Annotated in this window: 21 protein-coding genes; 3 read left to right on the forward strand and 18 right to left on the reverse strand. The window is 60.9% G+C overall.

Going from position 1 to position 25,570, the window contains the following annotated elements:
* Nucleotides 1-294 precede the first annotated feature (294 nt).
* Nucleotides 295-2,682, forward strand: a complete 2,388-nt coding sequence (locus ROSERS_RS23620; protein WP_011959264.1) for a serine/threonine protein kinase — start codon at nt 295-297, stop codon at nt 2,680-2,682.
* A gap of 11 nt (nt 2,683-2,693) precedes the next feature.
* On the opposite strand, the gene ROSERS_RS23625 is transcribed toward ROSERS_RS23620, so the two are convergent.
* The 11 genes from ROSERS_RS23625 to ROSERS_RS23675 form a co-directional block, all read right to left on the reverse strand.
* Complete coding sequence (locus ROSERS_RS23625) at nt 2,694-3,728, reverse strand: ABC transporter permease (protein WP_011959265.1); 1,035 nt, start codon at nt 3,726-3,728, stop codon at nt 2,694-2,696.
* Between the two features lie 24 nt (nt 3,729-3,752).
* Entirely contained in the window at nt 3,753-4,712 is a 960-nt protein-coding gene (locus ROSERS_RS23630; RefSeq protein ID WP_011959266.1) for an ABC transporter permease, read from the reverse strand.
* 78 nt (nt 4,713-4,790) lie between these two features.
* Entirely contained in the window at nt 4,791-6,656 is a 1,866-nt protein-coding gene (locus tag ROSERS_RS23635) for a peptide ABC transporter substrate-binding protein (RefSeq protein WP_011959267.1), read from the reverse strand.
* Nucleotides 6,657-6,960: 304 nt separating this feature from the next.
* Entirely contained in the window at nt 6,961-7,605 is a 645-nt protein-coding gene (locus ROSERS_RS23640) for a HEAT repeat domain-containing protein (protein WP_011959268.1), read from the reverse strand.
* A gap of 126 nt (nt 7,606-7,731) precedes the next feature.
* A complete protein-coding gene (locus tag ROSERS_RS23645) occupies nt 7,732-8,580 on the reverse strand; it encodes an SDR family oxidoreductase (protein ID WP_011959269.1) in 849 nt (282 codons plus the stop codon).
* 48 nt (nt 8,581-8,628) lie between these two features.
* Nucleotides 8,629-9,342 (reverse strand): ribonuclease III, encoded by a 714-nt coding sequence (gene rnc, locus ROSERS_RS23650; RefSeq protein WP_011959270.1) that lies wholly within the window; start codon nt 9,340-9,342, stop codon nt 8,629-8,631.
* Nucleotides 9,326-10,573, reverse strand: a complete 1,248-nt coding sequence (fabF, locus tag ROSERS_RS23655) for a beta-ketoacyl-ACP synthase II (protein WP_011959271.1) — start codon at nt 10,571-10,573, stop codon at nt 9,326-9,328. Before fabF ends, rnc begins: the two co-directional genes overlap by 17 nt.
* A gap of 159 nt (nt 10,574-10,732) precedes the next feature.
* Nucleotides 10,733-12,370 carry a protein kinase domain-containing protein gene (locus ROSERS_RS23660; RefSeq protein WP_011959272.1) on the reverse strand — a complete coding sequence of 546 codons (1,638 nt, stop codon included), beginning with the start codon at nt 12,368-12,370 and terminating at the stop codon, nt 10,733-10,735.
* Nucleotides 12,371-12,479: 109 nt separating this feature from the next.
* Nucleotides 12,480-13,436 (reverse strand): glycosyltransferase family 2 protein, encoded by a 957-nt coding sequence (locus tag ROSERS_RS23665; RefSeq protein ID WP_011959273.1) that lies wholly within the window; start codon nt 13,434-13,436, stop codon nt 12,480-12,482.
* A 19-nt stretch (nt 13,437-13,455) separates the two neighbouring features.
* Nucleotides 13,456-14,259, reverse strand: a complete 804-nt coding sequence (locus ROSERS_RS23670; protein WP_011959274.1) for a glycosyltransferase family 2 protein — start codon at nt 14,257-14,259, stop codon at nt 13,456-13,458.
* Complete coding sequence (locus ROSERS_RS23675) at nt 14,256-15,191, reverse strand: glycosyltransferase family 2 protein (RefSeq protein ID WP_041334441.1); 936 nt, start codon at nt 15,189-15,191, stop codon at nt 14,256-14,258. The genes ROSERS_RS23670 and ROSERS_RS23675 overlap by 4 nt, the downstream gene beginning before the upstream one ends.
* A gap of 142 nt (nt 15,192-15,333) precedes the next feature.
* Between ROSERS_RS23675 and ROSERS_RS23680 the strand changes: the two genes are divergently transcribed.
* Nucleotides 15,334-15,753 carry a response regulator gene (locus ROSERS_RS23680; RefSeq protein ID WP_011959276.1) on the forward strand — a complete coding sequence of 140 codons (420 nt, stop codon included), beginning with the start codon at nt 15,334-15,336 and terminating at the stop codon, nt 15,751-15,753.
* Nucleotides 15,754-15,842: 89 nt separating this feature from the next.
* Here ROSERS_RS23680 and ROSERS_RS26355 read toward each other — a convergent pair whose 3' ends face one another.
* The 7 genes from ROSERS_RS26355 to fsa form a co-directional block, all read right to left on the reverse strand.
* Complete coding sequence (locus ROSERS_RS26355; protein ID WP_157041208.1) at nt 15,843-16,073, reverse strand: hypothetical protein; 231 nt, start codon at nt 16,071-16,073, stop codon at nt 15,843-15,845.
* 127 nt (nt 16,074-16,200) lie between these two features.
* Nucleotides 16,201-17,115 (reverse strand): ADP-ribosylglycohydrolase family protein, encoded by a 915-nt coding sequence (locus ROSERS_RS23690; protein ID WP_011959278.1) that lies wholly within the window; start codon nt 17,113-17,115, stop codon nt 16,201-16,203.
* A 305-nt stretch (nt 17,116-17,420) separates the two neighbouring features.
* A complete protein-coding gene (locus ROSERS_RS23695) occupies nt 17,421-18,200 on the reverse strand; it encodes an alpha/beta fold hydrolase (protein WP_011959279.1) in 780 nt (259 codons plus the stop codon).
* Between the two features lie 18 nt (nt 18,201-18,218).
* Nucleotides 18,219-19,754, reverse strand: a complete 1,536-nt coding sequence (locus ROSERS_RS23700; protein WP_011959280.1) for a class I adenylate-forming enzyme family protein — start codon at nt 19,752-19,754, stop codon at nt 18,219-18,221.
* Between the two features lie 41 nt (nt 19,755-19,795).
* Complete coding sequence (locus ROSERS_RS23705; RefSeq protein WP_011959281.1) at nt 19,796-21,334, reverse strand: acyl-CoA synthetase; 1,539 nt, start codon at nt 21,332-21,334, stop codon at nt 19,796-19,798.
* A gap of 51 nt (nt 21,335-21,385) precedes the next feature.
* Nucleotides 21,386-23,410 (reverse strand): transketolase, encoded by a 2,025-nt coding sequence (gene tkt / locus ROSERS_RS23710; protein ID WP_011959282.1) that lies wholly within the window; start codon nt 23,408-23,410, stop codon nt 21,386-21,388.
* 43 nt (nt 23,411-23,453) lie between these two features.
* Complete coding sequence (gene fsa, locus ROSERS_RS23715; RefSeq protein ID WP_011959283.1) at nt 23,454-24,107, reverse strand: fructose-6-phosphate aldolase; 654 nt, start codon at nt 24,105-24,107, stop codon at nt 23,454-23,456.
* A gap of 278 nt (nt 24,108-24,385) precedes the next feature.
* Between fsa and ROSERS_RS23720 the strand changes: the two genes are divergently transcribed.
* A complete protein-coding gene (locus ROSERS_RS23720) occupies nt 24,386-25,531 on the forward strand; it encodes an RNA polymerase sigma factor (RefSeq protein WP_232282727.1) in 1,146 nt (381 codons plus the stop codon).
* Nucleotides 25,532-25,570: the final 39 nt, after the last annotated feature.

Consider the following 25,570-nt stretch of genomic DNA (forward strand, 5'->3'; position numbering starts at 1 on the left):
CTCGATTTACATCATGGAGCAGGGGATGAGAACGAATGCGACATACGTGTTCACATTGCTCCTGGGAGCGAAGGGCATCTTGCCTTCGTAGACGCGAAGATCGCGGGACGCTCTCGCTCTCGGGCGCGTGTTTTACCCCGTGTGTGAACAGGCGCAATGCGACGCAATAATTGACGCACACCTGATTGAGACGTACAATGAGGTACACGTGCTACCAGACAGTATTGATTGCTTCTGCGCTACATCGGCGGTTGACGTCCGATTTCTGCCATTTCTGCATCGAACGAGGTTCATGTGGCAACACCCGGAACAACTCTCCAGGATCGCTATCTCATCGAGCGCCTCCTTGATCGCAGTCCTTTCGGTGATCTCTACCTGGCGCGTGACCAACGCACGAAACAGGACGTCGATGTCAAGGCAATCACCCATATCGAGCCGGATACCGATACGCTGTTCGCCCGTGAGGCGGCTGCGTTCGCCGCTGTGCGCCACGCGGCGCTCCCGGCAGTGGTCGATATGTTTGCGACGGTCGATGGGCGCTTTCTTGTCTTCGACCATATTCCCGGTCTGACCCTGGAAGACATCCGCACGCGCCACGCACAGGGGCGACTCAGCGCCGATGCCGCAATTCGCCTGATCCAACCCGTGCTCGACGCGCTCAACCGGCTCCATCAGCACACGCCCCGCCTGATCCACCGCGACGTGCGCCCGCCGAATATCCGGGTCACACCTGCGGGGCAGGTCTACCTCACGAATCCCGGCATTGCCGGACGTCCAGGCACGCCCTTTGCCGCAGATGATCCGCGCACCGATCTGTACGGCATCGGTGCGACGCTCTACACGCTCCTGACCGGCAGCATTCCGCCCGCGCCCAACGAGCGTCTCCAGCGCGATCCGTTGCCGCCAGTACAACGGCTTCGTCCCGACCTCTCAAACGACCTGGCGCAGGTTATCCAGCGATTATTGTCGCTCGATCCGGCGCACCAGTATGCTTCCGCCGCCGACGCAAGCCGCGATCTGATCCAGGCCGCCCCTGATGTGACCTGTACGCGCTGTTCGACGACGAATCGCGCCAGCGCGCGGTTCTGCCGAGCCTGCGGCGCACCGCTTCCCGCATCCGATCCGCGCAGCGCAATTCGCGCGCTGATCGAGCGCCTGCCAGCTCACCCCCCCGACGCCAGTGCGGGCGCAGCGCCGCTGCGCCCCGACGCGCCGCTGCCTTCCGCTGACGCTCCCACCATCACCACCCCGCCCTCCAGCGCCCCCTCCAGTGCGGGCGCAGCGGCGCTGCGCCCCGACGCGCCGCTGCCTTCCGCTGACGCTCCCACCATCACCACCCCGCCCCCCATCCCCCACACCAGTACGGGCGCAGCGCCGCTGCGCCCCGACGCGCCGCTGCCTCCGCCCGACGCCCCCACCATCACCACCCCGCCCTCCAGCGCCCCCGACGCCAGTACGGGCGCAGCGCCGCTGCGCCCCGACGCACCGCTGCCTCTGCCCGACGCCCCCACCATCACCACCCCGCCCTCTAGCGCCCCCTCCAGTGCGGGCGCAGCGCCGCTGCCCCCCCCCGCCCCCCTCCCGGAGGCAACCGGATCGGGAGCGCCGGTTGGCGACGCGCAACGGCGACGCGGGCGGTTGATCGGCGGAATCGTCGCTGCGGTGGTGCTCCTGGCAGCCTGTCTGGGCGGCGGCTACTTCGTACTGCAGGCAAGCGGGCTGATCCCGGCAGCAACCGCCATCTCTGGCGTATCGCCAGTGCCTGCGTCACCGGTAGATGCACGCACACCGGCAAGCGGGGGGAGCGCCGCGACTGCCGAAGCGCGGCAGAACGCTACGGCAACCGCCATCGCCGCAGCCCAGCAGGCGACGGCGACGGCGCGCGTCAATGGGCAGACGGCAACAGCCCAGGCGGGTCAGGCAATCGAAGTGCAAACTGCAACCGCAATTGCGCGGCAGACGGTCGCTGCGGCGGCGCAACAGACCGCCGCTGCCATTGCAGCGGCGACCCAGACAGCCGCTGTGCCAACTGCCACACCCACGCCACAATTCCTCCAGCCGCAACCGGGCGTGCTCTCGCTGGCCGATTATCAGGCGCAGACGCGCGGTTTGCGGCGACTCCTGTTTGAAACGTTCGACCGGGGCGAACGCACAAAAGCAATTTGGGCACAGGTGAATGATGAACGACGACGCGCAGCGTTGCGCGACAACCTCTACTATCTGACGGTCAAAGTACCAGACCTCTCCACCTGGTATACCTGGGATCGCGATCTGGGGAATACCTACAATATCGAACTGAGTGTTGCGTTTCAGACCGTCGGCGCGCCAGCAGCGGTCGGCATCGCCTTCGATGTGCAACCGGACGCCAATAGTGTGCTCCTCTTTGAGATCACCAACGATAAACGCTGGCAATTCAGTACGTTCGTGAATGGTGAGTTTGTTCCAGAACGCAGCACACAACTCATCCCCGAAGACATCATCGTTGATGGTAATGGCACAAATACGCTGTGGGTTATGCGCACGCCCAACGAGATTCAACTCTGGATCAACAGCAAACATGTTGCCACGGTGTCACCGGGTGTTTCACCAGGGGGGCGTGCGGGGGTTGCTGCGTCATCGTTCAGCAGCCTGACGCAACCAGCAACGATGATTGTGGATAATTTCCTGGCGCGCGCACCGTGATGGGTTGACTGTTACAGTCGGGACCGTGGGTCAAGCGCATCACGCAACCCATCACCCATAAAATTGATGCTCAGCACGGTCAGAAAGATCAGAGCGCCCGGAATGAGCGCCAGCCATGGCGCTGCCTGAAGATACTGACTGCCATCGGTCACCAGGCGTCCCCACGTTGGGGTATCAGGCGGGAAGCCGACACCGAGGAACGAGAGGGTCGATTCAGCAATGATCGCGCTCCCGATCTCCAGAGTGGCGGCGACGATGATCGGACTGATGGCATTCGGCAGAATATGGCGGAACATGATCGCCGTCTGAGAGATGCCCAGACAGCGCGCCGCTTCGACAAACTCTTTCTCCTTGAGCGAAAGGAACGTCGCGCGCACGACGCGCGCCGTCTGCATCCACGCCAGCGCGCCGATCACCGTCACCACAATTACGAAGATACCCGCCTCTGGCGACCCCATTGCCTGGATAACCGGTTCGCGGAACAGATAGACCGTCAGCAGGATGAGCGGCACCGAGGGAAGCGACAGGAACAGATCGGTCAGACGCATCAACGTCTGATCGACCACACCGCCGAAGAATCCAGCCGCAGCGCCAATGATCGTCCCCAGCGAAATGGCGATCAGCATCGCCACAAAACCCACTGCCAGCGAGACGCGCCCGCCATAGATGCAGCGCGCCAGCAGATCACGCCCCAGGTCGTCGGTGCCGAACGGATGCACATGGGTCGGCGGCGAAAGGAGCGCCAGAAAATCGAGATGATCGATCAGGACGCGAATATCAGGGTTCTCTGCCGTCACCGGCATGCCCGATTGCGCCAGTTGATCGACCAGGTAGCGTTCATACCACCAGGCGCCGACCGTCACCGCCAGGGTCAAAAAGATCAGAATGCCAGCGCCGATCATGGCAAGCGTATGCTTACGGAAACGCCGCCAGGCATCTCCCAGCAGCGTGCGCGGCTTCGCCGACACGCCAAGTTGCAACTGACGAATCGCAGCAGCCGGATCGGACACGGAAGACGTATTGATGGTCTGGTTCGCTTCAGACATGGGCGCCTCGTTTGACGTAACGAACTAACTGTAACGCACACGGGGATCGAGCACGCCGTAGAGTATATCGGCGATCAAATTGAAAAAGACGGTGAGACAGGCAAAAATAAACGTGATTGCCATCACGACCGGCGTATCAGAGTTCTGGATCGACGTGATCAACAACTGACCGATGCCATTCACGCGAAAGAGGTTCTCGGTAATAATCGCGCCGGCGAAAATGGTCGGAATACCAAGCGCAATCAGCGTCACGACCGGAATCATGCTATTGCGCAGCACATGGCGGATGATCACCATCCGGTCAGCCAGACCTTTGGCGCGCGCGGTGCGCACATAATCGAGCGGAAGGTTATCGAGCATCGATGAGCGCATAAAGCGAGTCAACGCCGCCGTCTGTTGCACCACCAGCACCGTCACCGGCAATGTCATCTGGCGGATCTGTTCGGTGATTCCGTCCCAACCTGCCAGATTAAGGGTTGAATTATAGACGATCGGGAACCACTTCAGGTTGATCGCAAACACCAGCATCAATGCCAGACCGGTGAAGAACGACGGCACCGAAAAGCCGATGAACGCAATGAACGTTGCTACCTGATCGAACCAGGAGTACTGCTTCACTGCCGAGATCACGCCGATAGGAATGGCGATCAGCACCGCAATCAGATACGCCGTCCCCACCACAATCAACGTCTGCGGCAGGCGCTGCCAGATCAGATCGATCACCGGACCACGCGTTCCGAATGAAAACCCCCAATCACCGCGCGCCAGCGCGGTCAGCCACTTCACGTAGCGCACATACCATGGCTGATCGAGACCAAACTGAATACGGATCAACTCACGCGTCGATTCAGGAATTGCCGGATTGAGCGCAAACTGCGCCAGCGGATCGCCAGGCGCCAGCGCCAGAATGGCAAAAATCACAAAACTGATAATCAACAAGGTTGGAATGGCAATAAGTATCCGTCGCACAATATACTGAGCCATGCCACGTCCCTTTTACCAATTGAGTATGACAATGCAGGGGACAGGCGTTTTCCTGTCCCCTGCACAACACACCTGTGTTTACTTGCTCCAGGAGGCAATATTCCAGATGTCGGAGTCGAACGTGTTGAAGGTGGGTCCCTTGAGTGCCTTCACCTTCGCATTCGGCGTCTGGCGGTTGATCAGCGGAATCACCGCACCATCGGTCACCAGCAGATCGTTCATCTTGATCGCCAGTTCGACGCGCTTCTTCGGGTCAAGTTCCTTCTTCAACTCCTCGAAAAGCTTGTCGTACTCCGGGTTGCAGTAGCGACCGTCATTGTTGCCGTTCCACTGATTGGCGACCGAAGCGCGCTCTTCGCAGGTCCAGCCCTGGAGGTACTGCTGTGGATCGGCGTTGTTCGGACCGTTGGTGTACATCTGGAGGTCGGCGTAAAACTTGTTCAGGGTATCCGGGTTGCCTGGATCGCCACTGAAGAAGACGCTGGCATCAATGGCTTTGACGTTCACCTGAATACCGATCTCCGCCAGGTTCGACTTGATGATCGCCTGGGTGCTCTGGCGCAGCGGATTGATCGAGGTCTGGAAACTGACGACCAGTCTGACCGTTTTCCCCCCGATCTCCTTCTCCCGCACCGAGCCTTTCAACTTCCAGCCCGCATCTTCGAGCAACTTCTTCGCTGCTTCGACATCGCGGTTGCATGTCAGGTTTGGCGAATTGACCGCAGTCGGCACCACCAGCACGTTGCAGGTAGGTTCGCCGGTAGGACCGTACAACTGCTCGGCGATTGCCTTGCGATCAATCGCCAGCGAGATCGCCTTGCGCACTGCAGGGTCGGTCAGGAAGGGGTGGGGTTGATCCGGCTCGCTGCGCTTGTCGCCCAGTGCCGGGTCGGGGTTCGAGAAGTTGACCACAATGCGCTCAACTCCGGACGAACCGCCGGCGATCGGGTCGCACTTACCGGAAGCAAGGATCGGCTCGAGAACCGCTTTCGGGATCTGGAGATTCCAGGCGAAATCGACCTCTTCCGTCTCACACACGGCGCGCGCTGCTGACGCAGCATCACCGCCGCCCTTGATCTCCACTTCGTCGAAGAAGACATTATCGGCATCGCGGAAGAAGGGGTTGCGTTCGTAGATCACCACATCGCCCGGCTTGAACTCCTTCAACTTCCAGGCATTTGTACCGATCGGCGCGAGGTTCGCCGCCTGGCACGCCGCATCGGTGCTGGCTGCCGCGCCGATGCACTTCTCGAACTGCTTCTTCTGCAGGATCATGCCGTTCGGACCGACGAACGAGATGTACGGGTTGGCGTTCGGCTCCTTCCAGATGATCTTGACAGTGGTATCATCGACCTTCTCGACCTTCTCGATCGGGTCGAAGACCGCCTTGGTGGTGCAGGCAGTCGCAGGATCGGCGCAGTACTGCCAGGTGAAGATAATGTCGTCAACCGTGAAATCGCTGCCATCCGACCACTTCAGCCCTGGTTTGAGCTTCCACGTGACGCTGGTTCCATCAGGAGCGACGCCGCCGTTCTCGATCGTTGGAATCTCCGCCGCCAGGAAGGGCACCAGTTCATCCTTCTCGTTGTAGCGCGCCAGCGGTTCGAGGATAACCGTTGCGCCATCGAAGTCCTTCGTACCTGTCGCCAGGTGAGGGTTGAGGGTCGTCACCGCCTGCCAGTACAGGATCTTCAGGCGACCGCCGCGCTGCGCCGCTGGCGGAGTGGTCGGCGCAGTCGTCGGTTGCGCCGCTGGCGCCTCAGTGGGCGCAGTCGTCGGTTGCGCCGCTGGCGCCTCAGTGGGTGCAGTCGTCGGTTGCGCCGCTGGCGCCGTGGTCGGTGCTGTGGCTGGCTGCCCGCCACACGCTGCCAGAACCGGGACGATCAGGATGAGGAGCAGCGCCAGCGCACCGCTCTTCCGCCACACGTTACGCATCGAACGCATAGTGGTATCGATCCTTTCACTAACATTGAGGAATCTGCCAAAACTTCGGGCGTAGAGAGCATTCCGTGCGTTCGTCTGTTGCATCACCTCCCGTATGATGCTGAATACGGTCACACCCGCCATGCACTGTATGGCAATGCCCGCGCCTGACGTTGGCGCTCTGCACAGCATCGCAGAAAACAGGCACGCATCCATTGCCGCACGGGTGCGAAGGGCGGGTAACGAGAGTTAGCGTATCATACCATGAAGGTTAAGGAACGTCAACGGAGATGTGATGTTCGCAATTGCGCAACACTACTGTGGTTCATGAACGCTGTAAAATGTCACGCACGCGCGCAAACTGATCGGTCGAGACGTTGGGGTTGGACGCTTCGATCTCCTGGATGGCGCGTCGCGCTGCATCGGCGACCGATGCCCCCCAGGAGGTGCGTGCCGGGTCTTCTTCAGCGCGTTGACGCAGCGCAGGGATCGCTTCAGCCACATTCATGTGCGCCAGGGCGTTGCAGGCGGCGAAGCGCACATCAGGCGCAGGATGGTGCAGTGCGATGAGCAACGGATGGAAAGCGCGCGTGTCGCCGATGCGCCCAAGAGCAATGGCAGCCCGTTGCGCAACACGCGGGTCGGGGTCGGTAAGCGCGTGGAACAGCGCGTTGAGTGAACGTCCTTCACCAATCACCCCCAGGATGCGGATGGCTTCGATCCGCACGACCGGATCATCGCCTTCCGCCAGTTCCAGCAGTGCAGGAAGAGCAGGCTGCCCGATAACCCCCAACGCCCACGCGGCGCGCATGCGCACCTCCCGGTCGTTGTGGTAGAGCAGGTCGATCAGCGGCGCAACGGCAGCTTCGCCCAACATTCCCAGCGCAAACGACGCCTGGGCGCGGGTGAATTCGTCGCCGTGCTGAAGTTCTTCCACCAACCGGGTGATCGATTCGGGCGTTCGCTTCATATCGGCGCCTCGCTTTCATCGGTCAGGACATAGAAGCACGGCATCCATGCCGTAACGTTGACCAGATCATAACGCATCGCGTTACAACAAATTCCTCCCAACCTTATGCGCGCACCCGTGTCCTGCTCATCCCAGCACCTCCCGAACTCCTCGCAGGCGCGTTGTCAACATGCGCTGCGCGACCTGGCTATCCAGCGCGCAGTTCCGCGGTCGGCGGGGCGCTGCCGGGCTAAGACCGCCGCACAAGCCAGAAGGATCGCGCCCAAATGCACGCGCCACCAGACAGGCGAATTCGTAACGACTGACCACGTCCGATCCGGCGACATGCACAATGCCGCTCCTGTCGATGGTAGCGAGTTCCAGCAACGCCGCTGCCAGATCGCCGACTTCGATCGGGCAGCGCAGTTCATCGGTGAAAAAGACCGCCTCTGCGCGCCCATCGAGCACATCGAGCACGAATCGCTCATGCCTGCCGGGGCGATCCGGACCACCGTAGATCAGCGATGTGCGGACAATCAGCGCTCCGGGATGGGCTGCGGCGACCAGGCGTTCGGACAGCGCTTTGGCGGCGCCGTATGTCGTGACCGGTTGCGGTTCATCCGTTTCGGTGTATCTGCCGATCCGTTCTCCGTCGAAAACAACATCGCTCGACAGATGGATCAGACGCGCCTGTACCGCGAAAGCACCCTGCGCGACAGCCGCTGATCCTTCACCGATGATCGCCATCATGTCCGGTCCTTCCTGCCGGTAGGCGGTGTGAATGACAACATCGGGCGTCACCTGCTCAACCAATCTCCGGGTTGCCGCTGCGTTGCGCAGATCCAGCGTCTCCCAGCGCACACCTGGAGTTTGCGGTCTGCGCGAGTGACAGGTTGCAACAACGTCCCAACCTTGCGCGAGCGCCAGTTCCACCAGTCTCGCGCCCAGAAATCCACTGCCGCCGGTGATCAGCAATCTGCCTGGTTCGTTCTTCAATGCCCACCCTCAATGTTAGTTGAACGTTGAACGTTGAACGTTGAACGTTCAACGCCCATCCGTCCCACCCTCAAGCGCATCGAGCGCTGCGCGCGCCGCCGCCTGTTCCGCCGCCTGTTTGCTGGGACCTTTTCCGGTTCCGAGGCGCTCTTCGCCTGCGCGCACCTCGACGGTGAATTCGGGACGATGCTCCGGTCCGCTTCGATCAATCTCGTGATAACGCGGGGTCACGCGACGCTCTGCCTGGATGCGCGCCTGAAGCCTGCTCTTGTAATCGACCGGCAGTGTGCGATCCGGCAACGACGCAAGCTCCGCCTCGAAGAGTGGTAGAAGAAAGGTCCGCACAGCATTGAGACCCTGATCGAGGAAGAGAGCTGCAATAACTGCCTCGAACGTATCTGCCAGGAGCGCCTGGCGCTGACGTGCGCCACTTGATTCCTCGCCACGCGCCAGCAGCACATATGCACCAAGATTGTAGCGCTGTGCAAAACCGGCAAGCGTCTCGGTGCGGATCAACGCTGTGCGCCAGGCGGTCAACTCTCCCTCGCCAGCGTCAGGAAAGCGTTCAAATACCAGCCTGGCTGCCAGAAAATTGATGATCGCATCACCGAGAAACTCCAGGCGTTCGTTGCTGTCCAGGTGCATGCGCTCTTCGACATGCTCATTGAGGAAAGAACTATGGGTCAGCGCCTGCTCGAGCAGACGTTGATCAGAAAACGTGACGCCGAGACGCGCACTGAGTTCGTCAACCGACTTCCTCATAGCGTCGGAAGATGAGCGATACATTATGACCGCCGAAGCCGAACGAATTGCTGAGCACGACATCGATGCGCGCAGGCCGCGGCGTGTTGGGCACATAATCCAGGTCGCACTGCGGGTCGGGCATGGTGTAGTTGATCGTCGGCGGGAGGAGACCTTCCTGAATCGCCAGAATGCTGACGATTGCTTCGATGGCGCCAGCAGCGCCGAGCAGGTGACCAAACTGCGACTTGCTCGAACTGACCGGCACGCGATAGGCGCGCTCGCCGAGCAGGCGCTTGATCGCCTCAGTCTCGGCTATATCGCCAGCTGGCGTGCTGGTGCCATGGGCATTGATGTAATCGATGTCATCGGGCGAGAGACCGGCATGGTGCAACGCAGCGCGCATCGAACGCAACGCGCCTTCGCCGCCAGGCGGCGGTTGCGTAATGTGGTAGGCATCCGCTGAGAGACCGTAGCCGACCAGTTCTGCCAGAATGCGCGCTCCGCGCGACCGAGCGAACTCCAGGTCTTCCAGCACCAGCACCGCACCGCCCTCCGCCAGGACAAACCCATCACGATCAGCGTCAAACGGGCGCGACGCGCCAGTCGGATCGTCGTTGCGGGTCGAAATGGCTTTGGCGCTGGCAAACGATGCAATACCGATCGGCGTGATCGGCGCCTCGCTTCCGCCCGCCACCATTGCCACCGCCCAACCACGCCGGATGATCTCCGCTGCCTCGCCAATCGCGTGCGCACCACTGGCGCAGGCGGACGTCGGACAATAGTTTGGACCTTTGAGTCCAAACATCATCGACACCTGACCGGATGCCATATTCGTGATCATCGCTGGCACGAGAAACGGGCTGATCCGCGACGGACCCCGCTCTTGCAACGTGACGACCCCTTCAGCCAGCGTGGTGATGCCGCCAATTCCGCTGCCGATGATGACACCGATCGCGTCGGCGTTCTCCCGCGTGATGGACAACTCGGCAGTGCGCAGCGCCTCGGTCGCGGCAGCAATTGCCAGGTGAATGAAACGGTCGTTCCGACGGACCTCTTTACGGTCCATATAGTTGTACGGATCGAAGCCGCGCACCTCGCCTGCGATGCGCGAGTCCAGATTCGAAGCATCACAGAGCGTTATTGGACCGATCCCGCTCCGCGCTTCGCGGATCCCCTGCCAGAGCGCCGGGACATCAAGCCCAAGCGGGCTGACGGCGCCCATTCCGGTAACAACGACACGCCGTGACATCGGCTTGCATCTCCTTGACTGCTGGTCTGTCGAAGAGCAGGACGACGCCCTTGAGACCCGGTTGCTATCGATCAGCCTCTGGGCGCAGGGCGACAACGCTGCTGCAACGATTGCTGGAGTGATTATAACAGAAACCCGGCATCAATTATCAAAATTTTGTTACTTTCCTGCCTGACGTAACCCGGCGAGTGCGCCACGATGCTCCGGGTCGAGTTTGAGCGCCTTCTCAAACGCTATGCGCGCCTCTTCCTTTCTCCCAAGTCGGAGCAGGCTCTCGCCATACTTCACCCATCCCTCCACCGAACGCGGATCGAGTTTGAGCGCTTCGGCATACGAATCCACCGCCGCTTTCCAGCGCCCGCGCGAAGCCAGCAGGTCGCCAAGCTGACGGTGCGCAATCGTGTCGGAAGGATCGAGCGCAATCGCTTTTTCGAAGCATTCCTGAGCTGACTGTGCATCTCCAATATGCTGCAACAGCGCACCTTTGCCGCGCCACAGCGCGGGCATACTGGGCATGTACGAGAGTGCTTTATCGTATGCTGTCAGCGCTTCGAGCGGCTTCTGCATTGCCGTAAAAATCTCGCCGCGCGCGCCGTACAGATTGCCAAACTCGGTGCGACTCACCGCACGGCGCAACCCCTCCTCCACAGATTGCAGCGCCTCGTGGTACATCCAGAGTTTGAGCAAACAGCGCGCCATCAGGTCCCAACTATCCGGTTGATCCTGATCGAGTTCGACCGCGCGCTTGAAGCAGCGGATCGCTTCTTTGTACTCACTCATGTTCATATGCGCCAGACCGCGTTCCTTCCACTGTTCGGCTTCGTCCCGCTGGTCGAACGACGATTCGCAGACGAACGGTGCGCCGACGAGCGCTTCGCGCACACGTTGCAGCGCCGCTTCGAGTTCGGCGAAGGACAGAAATCGCTCACCGGGACGCTTCGCCAGACAACGCAAGACAATCGCCGCTGCATCTGGCGGCACATTGGGCGCCAGATTGCGCGGATCGGGCGGCGGCGCTTTGCGAATAAGGCGGATCAGGGCATCGTCGCGCTGCGCATCGAACGGCAGGCGACCGACAAACAATTCGTAGAGGGTCACGCCGAACGCATAAATGTCGCTCCACACGCTGGCAGCAGCGCCATCGAACAGTTCTGGCGCCATATACGGCAATGTGCCGCCCAAACCCGACGTCGAAAATGAGGCGCGCAGCGTGATGCGACCGTGATGCTCAACCTGATCGGCATCGAACAATGTTTGCCAGGGACGCAAGACTTTCGATAAGCCGAAATCGGTCACCCTGGCGCGTCCATCGAACGACACCATAATGTTGTCCGGTTTGAGATCGCGGTGAACCATGTTCAACTGTTCGACCGCGTGCTGCATCCCCCGGCAGATCTGGATGCCGTAATCGATCGCTTCTACCGGTTGCAGACGCCCCACCAGCGCGCGCAGCGAACCGCCGTGCACATACTCGGCGACAACATGAGGACGACCCATATAGGTATGGATCTCGTATGCGCGCACAATGTTGGGATGGCTGCCGAGGCGAATCCAGAGTTCCGCTTCGGCGTTGAAACGCCGGATTGCGGCTTCGTCCCAGAGGTATTTCGTTTGATACGTCTTCAAGACGACACGCCGGCGGCGCTGGCGGTCATACGCAATATACACGACCCCCATATAACCGCGCCGGACCTGCTGCACTTCGTAACGCTGATCGATAACATCATCGACCCGGTACTCGCGTCCGAGTTGCGCATCGTTAAGACGTCGGCGACGCCGAAACCATCGTTTGAGCATAGGAGTTCTCTGTGCGTCTTTCACCCCATGCTACCACGAAACCCCTCAAAAAGGGAAGCAGCACATTAAAAACGTGAGATGTGAAGGACTTAAGCCATACGCCAGAGAACTACCATACCTCATTTCCTGGTCCGCTCAACGCCCGCAGCAAAGCAAAGCAGGCTGCGACTCGCCGGGCGCGCAGGTCGCGTCGATGCCCCAGCAGCCATTTGCCGCTCTCGATCAACAGTTCGGCAGTATACGCAGCGAGAAGGAACATGCGCACCGCCTGCGCCAGACGATCACCGTAGCGCACCCGCGCATAACGCAGACGACTGCGGTGGAAGAGGATCAATCGTCGGATTGGGATCTGTTCGCTGCTTCGCCCCTCGTGATGAACGATCTCCGCAGTGGGAAGATAGGTGATTCGACCGTATGCCCTGAGACGCTGCTGCCATTCCAGTTCTTCGGAGTACAGCAGGAAACCGGCATCGAGCAGACCGGCGCGCTCAATTGCCGACCGTCGCACCATCAGCGCCGCTCCCACCAGCCAATCGACCGCCTGTTCCCGGTTGTCCGGCAGATCGGCGCAACGGTAATACCGCACCCATGGATTGTCGCTCCAGCGCCATTCGAGCGGCGTGCTCTCCCAGAAGAAGACGCCGGGGGTCGGGAAACGGCGTCGGCTCGACTGCACCGTTCCATCCGGGTACCGCAGTCGCGGTCCGACCACCGCCACCTCAGGATGGGTCTCCAGGTAGCGCACCATCTGCGGAAGCGCGTCGCCGATCACTTCGGTATCGGGGTTGAGCAGCAAGACATAGCGGGCATTCCAGTCATTCCGGGCAAAGAGACGGCGCAGCGCCAGATTGTTGCCGCCGGCAAACCCCAGATTGCGCCCGGCTTCAATCACCTCAACGCCAGGGTAGCGCGTACGCAGCAGAACTGGCGTTCCGTCAGTCGAGGCATTATCGACCACCATGATCCGGTAGTCGATGCCCGAATCGGCAAGCGATGCCTGCACCGTTGCGATGCAACGGTCGATCAGGGTGCGAACATTCCAGGAAACGATAATGATTGCAAGCATGGATTACGCAGCGTGCAGGTTAACGCTGAAGTTGCAACGAATGTTTGAACGTGGTCAGCCCCTTGAGATGAACGTATTTCACCACTTCGAAGTACGCCATCGTTGCGCAGAGAAACAGACCGAGCGCTCCATCGCGGTAGCCATGCAGGGTGACGAAACGCCGGTAGAACTCGCGCGCTGGCGCGCCGATGAACGTCCGCCAGCGCACCGACGCGCCCGCCAGGAAGAGCGTATGCGCCTCCTGGATGGCATACGCCCGCTGCTTGCGCCACAACTCGTCGAGATGCTCGATATTGAGATGCAGCAGATGATGGCGCAGCGTGCCAGCAGGTCCATCGAGTGCAGCGACTTCGTGCACCAGGCGCGACTCGTCGTAGCGGGCGCATGCCCGGCGCATCAACCGCAGTTGATGGTCAGGGTACCACCCGCCGCCGCGCAGCCGTTGCCCAAAGAACAGGTTGTAGCGCGGGATCCAGAACCCCGCCATACCCGACTCGCCGGTCAGCGCAGCGCGAATCTCTGCCGCCAGGTCGGGGGGCGCCCGTTCATCGGCATCGAGGAACAATACCCATGTACCGGTACAGAGATCGAGTGCGCGATTGCGCTGCGCCGGAAAGCCACGCCACGGCTCGATATGTACCCGCGCGCCGAACGTGCGACAGATATCGGCAGTCGTATCGGAGGAACGATTGTCGACCACAGCAACGATCTCGCCAGCAAGATCCACGACGCTGGCAAGCGCGCCGCCGATGTGCCGCTCTTCATTCCGGGCAATGATCGCCACCGACAGCGTGGCAAGGGGTTCGGCGCGTGGCGGGGTCATAAACGCAGAATACTCCCATACGCCCACAACCGCGACCGCAACTCATCGCGCCCGATAGCCCGGTTCGCATAGGCGCGCCAGGCGCCGAGGATCAGGCGCACCATGCCAGCGCGGATGATCGCCGCGTGGAGATCGGCAATGGGCGCGCTATAGTGCTTGCGAAAGAAGCGTAACCGACTGGCATACAGCGCCACCAGCATCCGGGCGCGAAACTGACCGGTCGCAGCGCCGCCGATGTGCACCACCTGCGCGCGAGGTTCCTGCCAGATAGCCCATCCCGCGCGTCGGGCGCGATAACACCAGTCTACCTCCTCGGCATACATAAAGTACTCCTCATCGAGCATGCCAATCTGATCGATCACCGCACAGCGGACGAGCATACACGCGCCGAGAGGATGATCGATCGGGAACGGCGCAGCGCCGGATTGCTCCTGCGGGTAGCGACCATGCCACCAGGAGTTGTAGAGGCGTCCGGGCAACACCTCACCCGGCGGAAAAAGATCGAGCACCGTCATCAGCAGCGTCGGAAAGCGAAACGCCGCAGACTGAACAGTCCCATCCGGATTCAACAACCGTGGAGCAACGATACCGACACGGGGATGCGCATCCAGAAAAGCGACCAGCGTCTCGATAGCGCCCTCGCCCACCACGGTATCGGGGTTGAGCGCTAGCACATACTCAAGCGTCGGATGCAGATCGCGCACCGTGCGAATCGCCAGATTGGTCGCAGCGGCAAACCCCAGATTACGCCCGGCATCGATGAGTGTCACCCAGGGGAAGCGACAACGCACCAGCGCTGCGCTGCCATCACGTGACGCATTGTCTACTACAACGACGTGAAACGGCAAAGAACACGTCGTGAGCGACTCAAGGCACCCAGCGAGAAGATCGCGCGTGTTGAACGAAACGATTGCCACACCGACCCTTTTCATTGCGGCGCGTAGTGTAGCAGCGGAATGCGCTGCGTGCAAGTGGTGCGTGTTGAAACCTTACGGGTTCCGGTAATACGATGGTGCTCACACGTGCGTACCATACGATAGAACAGGCTGTACACTCGAAAGAGAGCAAGACCCTATGCCAATCAACGTCCTGGTCGTCGACGACAATCGTGTCTTTCGCGACTCTTTTTGTGAATTGCTCAACGCCTGTTACGATCACCTCCAGATCATACCGGCGGGTGACGGCAGCGCTGCACTGAGTCTGACCCGGCAGATCTCCTTCGATCTGATCATTCTCGATTACGAACTGACCACCTTCAGCGGCGGCGACGTGGTGCGCCGCTTGCGCGCACGCGGCACAGCGCTGCCCCCAATTATTCTCATCTCCGCCCATCCCGACCTGCCGGTTATCGCGCGATTGCATATGGTCAGCGGCTACCTGCAAAAACCGGTGGACGCCGACGCGCTGCGCGAGGTGCTTGATCCCTTGATCAGGCAACCGCAGGTGCGCAGCGCCGGACCGACCCTCTGGCGCATTCAGGAAAAGCGCCGGTAGACGCACCTTCTGGCGCGCTCTGCGGAACCGGGCATGCAACCGACACGTTTCGTTCGTACAGGCAAACAGCAGAACGCCTGTGTGGTACGTTACCCGTCCAGGTGAGCGATCAGCAGGGCGCGGAACTCCGCCGGTTTCTCGATGTGCGGGGAGTGACCGCACTCACTCAAGACATGCGCCGTATGGCGGAGGTTCGGCTGGAAGCGGCGTATCTTCACTCTGCCCCCCTGCCGCAACGGTTGGCGCGGGGGCGTCTGGAACGGCGACGGTCGGCGCAGGAGGGTCTGAAACGGCGACGTCTGGCTGAGAAATCGGCGCACAGGCAGCCAGCATGCATCCAGTGACGAGGATCACCCTCATCCAATTCCTGACCATGGACGCTCCTTTTCTGTAACGCAGCGTGGCGACCTGCGCAAAACCGCGACCCTGCAAGAGCACAGGGTGTCGTCAACCCTCTCTCGTTTTGCTCGCGCTATAGAGCCGGTCAGCGAGATCCGTTATCTCCGAACGCAACGCAAGTCGTTCGATCCAGGCAGCAGGGATGTCTCGCGCACCATAGTACGCTCCTGCCACCTGCCCGCATACCGCAGCCGTTGTGTCTGCGTCGTCGCCCAGATTTGCCGCCATAAGAACCGCTTCCGCAAAAGTGCGGGAACTAAAGAAACACCACATCGCCGCTTCCAGACTGTCCACCACATACCCGGATCCGCGAATATCTTTTTCCGACTTTTCAAGGTAGGCGCCACGGGCAATCGCAACGATCTTCTCCGATCCCACGAATGTCTGCCTGTCCCCCAGGGCAACCTCAACCTTCGATTGGTCAGATAATGCCCGGCATATGATCCGCGCCAGGAGACGACAGGCATCCAGGCACTCCGCCGCCCCGTGAGTGGTGCGGGAACTCTCCGCTGCATATCGTTCTGCTGCGTCCAGGTCTGGGAAGAAGAACATCGGAATCGGCGCCAGCCGCATAATGCAGCCATTACTGGCTAAGTGCGGATCGTCTGCTCCGGCAAAGGGATCTCCTGTCTGGCGAAACCGGCGCAGTGCAGAGGATGTGGTACTGCCTATGTCAAAACACGTCCCCGTGCTGCTCAAATAACCCGTCTCAGCCCACGCGCAATAACGCATCATTTGATCATGGGCATCAAACCCGTTGCACTCCACCAGGCTGGTTGCCAGGCACAGCGCCATGGACGTGTCGTCAGTCCACTGCCCTGCCTGAAGATGGAAAGGACCTCCGCCGACCATATCCGTCAGCAGCGCGAAACTTCCGCGGGGACGGAACTCAACGGTCGTGCCAATCGCATCCCCGACGGCAAGGCCAAGAAGACAACCACGAAAACGGTCTTGTTGATCCATAGGCGTCCTCCTTGAGTACTCCCAGACGGGCTGACGGTCTGTGCATCAACTGCACACGGAGCCGGCGCAACGAGTCGGCTGAATGCGCGGGGTGGGCGGGGGTGCATCCCCTATCACTATAGCGCATACAGAATATAACCTGCCTGCGTTCCGGGATCGCGCGCATCCTGCCCGCACGCGCGTAAGGTGCGTGCGATCCCGGCGATCAACCGTTCTGCGCTTCGTCGTACATTGTAAAACACGCAGTCCGAAGAAGAATCGGTCATCGCTTCCGGGAACGCAGCCCCGGAGAGCGCCCATGCCCCTTACCCTTCCGCCTGCACGCTGCGCCACAGATCCGCCAGCAGATTGACGAACACCGCCGGCGCCTCGATATTCGGCGAATGCCCGACGCCCGGAATGACCATCAACTGCGCGCCGAGCGCCTCGGCAGCGCGCGCCGCCACCGGTTGCGTCACCAGAATATCGTTCTCGCCTGCGATGACCAGCTTCGGGCACGCAATGGAACGCAGTGTGTCGCCCGGCGCCCACGCCGCCAGTGCGTTGATCGCGCCAAGCGCCGCCTCGATCCGCTGCTCGTGCCCTTCGGCAACCAACCGGTGCCAGAACGCATCGTCGGGAGCGGTTGGCGCGAGCGCCTTCAGCGCCATCGCAAACAGGTCGAAGTTCGCCTTCAGCATCTGTTGACGTTCCGGCGAATTGGCTTCCGCCGGCATGCCATCGACCCACGGCGGCGCAACCGCGATCAGCGACCGCACCCGATCCCCATGGTCGAGCGCCAGTTGCAGCGCCACTCCGGCGCCGAGCGAATGCCCCACCAGGTGGAAACGATCCACACCCAACGCATCGGCAAACATCAGCGTGTCCTGAGCCAGCGCCGTCAAACTGTAGTCGTGATCCGGTCCTTCCGTCTTCCCCCGTCCACGCATATCGGGGGCAATTCCGTGGTACCCGGACGGCAACAGATTCAACGTCGGCTCCCACCAACCGCACGTCGCCCAGTTGCCGTGCAGGAGCAGCACCGGCTCACCGGCGCCATGTTCGATGTAGTGAACGTTCAGGTCGCCCGCCGTCACGAAAGGCATGGTGACACCTCCAGTTGTTTAAATCTTGCGCTCCATCCCCTTCCAGTACTCATCGCGCATGACCCGCTTGAGCGTTTTTCCCGCTGCACTGCGCGGGAAGTCGTCCATGATCACCACCTGCGACACCTTCTGATACCCGGCTTCGACACGCGCGTTGATCCATTCGCGCAACTCTTCCGCCGATACCAGACCAGGCGACTTGAGAATGACCGCCGCCAGCGGCGTTTCGCCCCATTTCTCGCTCGGCACGCCGAAAACCGCCGCTTCGCGCACAGCAGGATGCTGAACGATGATCTCTTCGATGTCACGCGGAAAGACGTTGATCCCGCCGGAAATGATCATGTCTTTCTTCCGATCAACCAGATAGAGGAACCCATCCGCATCGACATACCCCATGTCGCCGCTGTGCAACCAGCCGTTGACCACCGCCTGCGCCGTCAGATCGGGGCGTTTGTAGTAGCCGGTCATCATCAACGGACCCCGACCGCAGATTTCGCCGACTTCGCCGGGCGGCAGTTCGCGCCCCTGATCGTCGATGATTTTGATCTCCATAAAGGGAGGCGGAACTCCGACCGACCCCAGTTTTTCGCCACGGTGATACTTGTCGAGAATGGTCATGAACCCTTCGGTCAACCCGTACAATTCGTAGAGCCGGTTGGGGAAGCGCCGTTCCAGCTCAAGTTTGTGTTCCATATGCAACGGCGCCCCAACTGAGCCGAGCATCTCGATCGATGGCACATGGCGTTCGTCGAAGTCGGGTTCGTTGAGCAGAGCGACAATCTGCGACGGAACCATCTTAATGTGCGTCACCTTCTCACGGATTGCGATCTCGATCAACTGTCGCGTATTGAATGCTGGCATCAGAATATAGGTGGCGCCCAGATAGAACGCCGGCATAAAGGTCAGAAATGCGCCGTTGAAAACGAGAGCGCCTGCGTGCAGAATGACGCTTTCTGGCGTGATGCGGTACGACGACGCAAAGATCGTTCCGTATCCGGCGCGCACGCCGTGTGTGAGAACGATCCCCTTCGGCAAACCGGTCGTGCCGCTGCTGTACATGATGTTGTACGGGTCATCGCTGCACAGTTCGATCCCCGTCGGATCATCTTCCGACATCGGCACAACCAGCGCGTGATAATTGCGATACCCCGGACGATCCGGGGCGTCGGTAATCAAAAACCGTGCCGGGTCGATGAGAAGGTCGCTGCGAATGGCATCGATCACCGGCGCGTGCGCTGAATCGGTCACCACCGCCGCAGTGTCCGAGTCGCGCAGCAGGGTCGCCAGCCCCTGTCCACGCAGCAGCGTGCTCATCGGAACCACCACCAGTCCTGTCTTCGCTGCCGCCCAGTAGACTTCGAGCAACTCCATGCAGTTCGGCAGCACAGTTGCAATCTTGTCGCCTTTGGTCAAACCCAGCCCCAGCAGCGCGTGTGCGACTTTGTTGACTCGTGCGTTGAATTCCCGATACGTGAGCCGCGCATCGCCGACGATCACAGCGGTGTGATTCGAGCGGTAGCGCGCATGACGTGAAAGCAATCCACCGATGTGCATAGTGCCTCCGCACTTCCTGTTCGACCTTGAACTGTCGCTGATCAACCCTCGACATGCAACATCGCGCGCAACGCGCGCTTATCGATCTTCCCCGCGCCGGTGCGCGGCAATGCATCGACGACAATGACGCGCTTCGGGATTTTGTAGCGCGCCAGTCGATCACGGCAGTAGTCGATGAGTTGCCGCTCGATGTCCTGCGCCGATTGCCGGAATGCCTCGTGCAACACAACCACTGCCCACCCCACCTCGACCCACGTCGGATCGGGCGCTCCGATCAGCGCCACCTCCGCCACCGCCGGATGCCCCGCCAGCACCGCTTCAACTTCCGCCGGATAGATGTTCTCGCCGCCCGAAATGATCACATCCTTCAGGCGCCCGACGATGGTGTAACATCCTTCTTCGTCCCGCCGGGCAAGATCGCCGGTGCGCAGCCATCCGTCAACAATCGTCGCCGCAGTCTCAACCGGTCGTCGCCAGTACCCGGCGCAGACATGCGCGCCGCGGATGTGTAACTCGCCGACCTCGCCAGCGGCGCACAGGTCGCCGCGTTCGTTCACCAGACGCAGATCGATATGCGGCAACGGGTACCCGACAGCGCCAGCTTTGCGTTCAATGTCCTCGTCGGGCAGCCAGAAGGTGTTCGGTCCTGCTTCCGTCAACCCATAGCCGGTGCGGAACGGCACCCCACGCCGACGGAAGGTTTCAAACACCGGCGGCGGGCACGGCGCGCCACCGCTGATCATCCAGCGCACCCGCGAGAAATCCGCCGTCTCCCAGCGCGGATGCCGCTGTAACGCCAGAAACATTGTCGGCACGCCAAAGTAGATGGTCACCCCCTGGCGCTCGATCAGATCGAACACCTGATCCGGGTCGAACTGCCGGCACACGATCGACGTGCCGCCGATATGCGCCAGCGGTGCAGTGAAGACGTTCAGACCGCCGGTATGAAATAGCGGCGCGTTGAGAATGGTCACATCGTCAGGGCGCAACCCCCACCCGGCGACAGTATTGACCGCGTTGAAGAAAATGTTGCCGTGCGTCAGGATCGCACCTTTCGGCAGCCCGGTCGTGCCGCCAGTGTAGCAGATCACCCAGGGATCGTCCGCCATCAGATCAACGGCGGGGAAGGGGTTGTCCGCGAATGCGTCACGCTCATCGAACGCCGCATCATTGGGGTCTGCGCGCCGGGCGGCGTCAAGCGCGACGCCGCGCACTGCGGAACGCAATGCGCGCACCTGATCGACGAACTCAGGTCCATAGATCAGCAAGGTCGGTTCGGCGTCGGCGATCAATCCTGCCAGTTCCACCGGAGTGAGACGCCAGTTGAGGTTCTGGAGAATTGCGCCGAGTTTCCCACAGGCGAACCAGATGTCCAGATAGGCGACGCAATTCATCGCCAGCACTGCCACCCGATCACCGCGCTGCACACCGAACCGCCCGGCAAGAAACCGCGCGGTACGACTGACATTCGCGTTCCACTGGCGGAAGGTGATCGGTTGCAGTCCATCGGCGGCATCCAGCAGCGCGACCTTATGCGGCGTCAGATCGGCTCGCCGCGCCAGCCAATCGCCAATCAACATCGCGCCCTCCTTGCATCATCGCATGACCCGGCTGTGCCGGATGACAAACATTCAGCACCCGGCTGATCGCTCGAAAACCGCCATAGCCCGCGCCACGATGGAATCGGTTGTGAAACCGTACTGCTGGAACAATACCTGATACGGCGCCGACGCGCCGAACGTTTCGACGCTGACGCAATCCCCGTGGTCACCGACCCAGCGTTCCCATCCCTGCGACACACCCGCTTCGATCGCCAGCCGCGCACGCACCGACGGCGGCAACACAGTATCTCGATACTCCTGCGGTTGCAGCGCAAACAGTTCCCACGACGGAAAACTGACCACCCGCGCCGCCACGCCGCGCGCCGCCAGCGCCATCTGCGCCGCCAGCGCCAGCGCCACTTCCGAGCCGCTCGCCATCAGGATGATCTGCGGTGCGCCGCCATCGGCGTCGCGCAGCACATACGCCCCGCGTCGCACCCCCCCGGCTGCCGCCGACGCCCGGCGGTCGAAAACCGGCAACTTCTGCCGGCTCAGGATCAGCGCCGTAGGACCATCGCTGCGCTCCAGGGCAACCTGCCAGGCGACCACGGTCTCATTCGCATCGGCAGGGCGAATAACCCACAGATTCGGAACGGCGCGCAACGCCGCCAGATGCTCGACCGGTTGATGGGTAGGACCATCCTCCCCCAGTCCGATGCTATCGTGGGTGAACACATAGATCACCGGGAGGTGCGAGAGCGCCGCAAGGCGGATAGCGCCGCGCATGTAATCCGAAAACACCAGGAACGTCCCACCGTATGGTTTGACCCCCCCATGCGCCGCCATGCCGTTCAGGATCGCGCCCATCCCATGCTCACGCACACCGAACCAGATCACACGCTCGTTGCGCGCGTTCGCCTGGAAACTCTTCGTTGTCGTGTACGGCGTTTTTGTGCTTTCTGAAAGATCGGCGGAACCGCCGATCATCCAGGGAATTGCGCGGTACAGCGCCTGGATCGTTTGACCCGACGCATCGCGGGTCGCCAGATCGCCGCCTGCTGGATCGAACGTCGGCAACTGCGCCTCCCAGCCGTCCGGCAACGTCCCCGCCAGCGCCTGACGCAACTGCTGCGCTTCGGCAGGATACGCAACCGCATACGCCTCAAAGCGCGCCTGCCAGTCGGCGCGCAGCGCGGCGCCCCGTTCACGCGCTGCGCGCATATACGCACGAACCTCGTCGGGGATAAAGAACGTCGCCTCCGGATCCCACCCCAGCGCTTGTTTCGTGGCGCGCACCCCATCGACGCCGAGCGGACTGCCATGCACCCGGTGCGTGCCAGCCAGCGGACTGCCGTAACCGATTGTGGTGCGCACCGCAATCAGGGAAGGGCGATCATGCACCGCCTGCGCCGCACGGATTGCCGCCTCGATAGCATCCAGATCGTTACCGTCGTCAACACGCGCTGTATGCCATCCATACGCCTCAAAGCGCAGCAACACATCTTCCGTGAATGCCAGGTCGGTCGGACCGTCGAGCGAAATGCGATTGTCGTCGTAGAGATAGATCAGTTTCCCCAACTTCAAATGCCCTGCCAGCGACGCTGCTTCTGCAGCCACGCCTTCCATCAGATCACCATCACTGACAATCGCATATGTGTAATGATCGAACAGAGTATAGCCGGAACGATTGTACGTCGCCGCCAGGAACGCCTCTGCGATTGCCATCCCCACGGCATTGCCAAAACCCTGCCCCAGCGGACCGGTACTCACCTCGACGCCTGGCGTCACGTGGCGTTCCGGGTGACCCGGCGTTTTTGATCCCCACTGCCGGAACCGCCGCAATTCGTCGAGCGAGAGATCGTAGCCGGTCAGATGCAACAGACTGTAGAGCAACATCGACCCATGACCGGCGGAGAGGACAAAACGGTCACGGTCGGGCCAGGACGGATCAGCCGGATCGAACCGCAGAAAACGGGTCCAGAGCACATACGCCATCGGCGCTGCACCCAGCGGCATGCCCGGATGCCCGGAACTGGCAGCCTGCACAGCATCGATCGACAATGTGCGAATCGTGTTAATGGCGAGCCAGTCGAGATCGGTGTATGTTGATGTCATTGATCGCCTTTCCTGAAAAGCCGGACACGACGCAATCCAGGCGTCACTTCCCCTGTTGCCAGGCTTTCCAATCTGCCAGGAAGCGTTCAATACCAATATCGGTCAACGGATGACGCATACTCTGTTCGAGCACCTTGAACGGGCAGGTCGCAATATCGGCGCCCGCCAGCGCCGCCTCGACAATATGCCGCGGATGGCGGATGGAAGCCGCGAGCACCAGCGTCGTAATCCGATGCTGGCGGTAGATCTGCACGATTTCGCGGATCAGGTCCATGCCATCGACACCCACATCATCGACGCGCCCCACGAACGGGCTGATAATAAACGCACCGGCGCGCGCAGCCAGGAGCGCCTGAATTGCATTAAAGCAGAGCGTGACATTGCAACGAATGCCCTCGCGCGCCAGACGCGACACCGCCTTCAAACCTTCGGTCGTACTCGGCACTTTGACGACGACATTCGGGTGCCAGGCGGCGAATTCGCGCCCCTCGCGCACCATGCCATCAGCATCGAGCGCCGTCGTTTCAGCGCTGATGGGACCATCCACCAGGCTCGCGATCTCCTGAATCGTCGCCTTGAAATCGGCGCCCTTCTCCTTTGCCATCAGCGACGGATTCGTGGTCACGCCGCTGAGCACGCCCCAACTCGCAGCAGTGCGAATTTCGTCCAGATTGGCTGTGTCAAGATAGATCTGCACGGTTTACTCCTTCTGCTCATATGCGGATATAAATAAAGCGCCTCACCCTGCAACCAGGCAAACGCCTCTGCCTGAACACCGGGAGGCGATAGCGTCTTGTGCATTGAACATGCAGACACGTCGCCGGAGACACGACCGTATGCCTTTAGGGGAGATTATAGCATGCGCCTGCGGGACAGGTACTAGTGCAAAATAGTCCTTGAAGATGTGCGATTTTTGTGCTATCTTACCGTGTGCACATAATCAATTGGCCGTTATGCACAGAAGGTTGGTGGAATGTGAAAGAACCCCTCGACTCCTTCCTGGCCACGGCCCACGACGAGTCGCAGACCTCTCCGCGCAATCACGTTCGCGTCCATCACCCTGCCGCCGAATCGATGTCTGAAACGATCGATCACATCCTCGAACGCACTGCTGGAGAACCCTTCGACCAGACCATTGACGCTTTTCACGCCGACCGTGATCATGAAGAAGACGAAGCGCTGGATCGCGACTTCGATGCCGACGTTGAAAGCATGGGCGTCGATGATCCGGTGCGCGTGTATCTCCGTGAAATCGGGCGGGTGAATCTGCTCACCGCTCAGGAAGAGATCATGCTGGCGCAGCAGGTGGAACGTGGCGAGCAGGCGAGCGAACGATTGCAGAAAGGCGACTACGCCCCTTCAGAGCGCCTCCAGCTTCACCGGTGGGTCCAGGAAGGGCAGGCTGCGCGCGAACGCCTCATCCAGGCGAACCTGCGCCTGGTCGTTTCGATTGCAAAGAAATATCTTGGTCGTGGGATGTCGCTGCTCGACCTGATCCAGGAGGGCAATATCGGGCTGATGCGCGCAACTGAGAAGTTCGATTATCGCAAAGGGTACAAGTTTTCGACCTATGCCACCTGGTGGATCCGTCAGGCGATCACACGTGTGATTGCCGATCAGAGTCGCACCATCCGTCTGCCTGTCCATGTCGGCGAAACGATCAATCGCGTCATGCGCGCCAGCAATCGCATTCAGCAGACCACCGGGCGCGATCCGACGCCGGACGAGATCGCGCTCGAACTCGGTATTCCGGTCGAGAAGGTCCGTCGGGTGCTCGAAGCGGCGCGCCAGACGATCTCGCTCGAAACGCCGATCGGAACTGAGGGCGATACGGTGCTGGCTGACTTTATCGAAGACGGTAAAGGCGTCACTCCGATGGATAGCGCATCTCACCACATTCTGCGGGAGCAGATCGATAGCGCCCTCGAAAAATTGCCCGAACGCGAACGCCGCATTATTCAGTTGCGCTACGGTTTGTACGACGGTCACTATCGCACGCTGGAAGAAGTGGGACGCGAATTCGGCATTACGCGCGAACGCATCCGGCAGATCGAGGCGCGTGTGCTGCGCAAATTGCGCCATCCGCACTATGGGCGCGGTCTGCGTGGTTATCTGGAGTGACTGTTGCAGCGGCAGAGGGTATGACCGGGTGGTGCAATC

This window comes from Roseiflexus sp. RS-1, from assembly GCF_000016665.1.
Classification (GTDB): domain Bacteria; phylum Chloroflexota; class Chloroflexia; order Chloroflexales; family Roseiflexaceae; genus Roseiflexus.

Coding starts and splice junctions, on each gene's coding strand:
- ROSERS_RS23625 (WP_011959265.1), bottom strand. CDS start 3,728: ATGTCTGAAGCGAACCAGACCATCAATACGTCTTCCGTGTCCGATCCG.
- ROSERS_RS23630 (WP_011959266.1), bottom strand. CDS start 4,712: ATGGCTCAGTATATTGTGCGACGGATACTTATTGCCATTCCAACCTTG.
- ROSERS_RS23635 (WP_011959267.1), bottom strand. CDS start 6,656: ATGCGTTCGATGCGTAACGTGTGGCGGAAGAGCGGTGCGCTGGCGCTG.
- ROSERS_RS23640 (WP_011959268.1), bottom strand. CDS start 7,605: ATGAAGCGAACGCCCGAATCGATCACCCGGTTGGTGGAAGAACTTCAG.
- rnc (WP_011959270.1), bottom strand. CDS start 9,342: ATGAGGAAGTCGGTTGACGAACTCAGTGCGCGTCTCGGCGTCACGTTT.
- fabF (WP_011959271.1), bottom strand. CDS start 10,573: ATGTCACGGCGTGTCGTTGTTACCGGAATGGGCGCCGTCAGCCCGCTT.
- ROSERS_RS23660 (WP_011959272.1), bottom strand. CDS start 12,370: ATGCTCAAACGATGGTTTCGGCGTCGCCGACGTCTTAACGATGCGCAA.
- ROSERS_RS23665 (WP_011959273.1), bottom strand. CDS start 13,436: ATGCTTGCAATCATTATCGTTTCCTGGAATGTTCGCACCCTGATCGAC.
- ROSERS_RS23670 (WP_011959274.1), bottom strand. CDS start 14,259: ATGACCCCGCCACGCGCCGAACCCCTTGCCACGCTGTCGGTGGCGATC.
- ROSERS_RS23675 (WP_041334441.1), bottom strand. CDS start 15,191: ATGAAAAGGGTCGGTGTGGCAATCGTTTCGTTCAACACGCGCGATCTT.
- ROSERS_RS23680 (WP_011959276.1), top strand. CDS start 15,334: ATGCCAATCAACGTCCTGGTCGTCGACGACAATCGTGTCTTTCGCGAC.
- ROSERS_RS23690 (WP_011959278.1), bottom strand. CDS start 17,115: ATGGATCAACAAGACCGTTTTCGTGGTTGTCTTCTTGGCCTTGCCGTC.
- ROSERS_RS23695 (WP_011959279.1), bottom strand. CDS start 18,200: ATGCCTTTCGTGACGGCGGGCGACCTGAACGTTCACTACATCGAACAT.
- ROSERS_RS23700 (WP_011959280.1), bottom strand. CDS start 19,754: ATGCACATCGGTGGATTGCTTTCACGTCATGCGCGCTACCGCTCGAAT.
- ROSERS_RS23705 (WP_011959281.1), bottom strand. CDS start 21,334: ATGTTGATTGGCGATTGGCTGGCGCGGCGAGCCGATCTGACGCCGCAT.
- tkt (WP_011959282.1), bottom strand. CDS start 23,410: ATGACATCAACATACACCGATCTCGACTGGCTCGCCATTAACACGATT.